At 46.2% G+C, this 277-nt stretch carries 1 pseudogene; it reads left to right on the top strand.

The features are described 5' to 3' along the window. Nucleotides 1–277 (top strand): annotated as a pseudogene (locus tag AAEY88_RS13315) (glutamate--cysteine ligase); the annotation flags it as partial.

Below are 277 nucleotides of genomic sequence, written 5' to 3'. Positions count from 1 at the left end.
GCGATATTCGCCCTAAACGTGTTACTCACGCGGGTGAAACACCACTGCAGGCTATGAACGATCGCGGGGTTGAATACATAGAAGTACGTAATCTCGATATTAACCCCATGTTGGCGCTAGGTATTGATGACACTCAAATTCGCTTTTTAGATACATTTTTACTGTTTTGCTTATTACAAGATAGCCCAGAAATTGGCGAGCAAGAACAACAGCGCTTGGCACGCAATCATACCCGTGTGACCGAGCAGGGGCGATGCCCTGATTTACTGCTAGAAAC

This window comes from Psychrobacter sp. CAL346-MNA-CIBAN-0220 (assembly GCF_040309805.1).
Lineage (GTDB): Bacteria > Pseudomonadota > Gammaproteobacteria > Pseudomonadales > Moraxellaceae > Psychrobacter.
The sequence above is the reverse complement of the archived record's forward strand: the minus strand, read 5'-3'. Positions and strand labels throughout refer to the sequence as shown.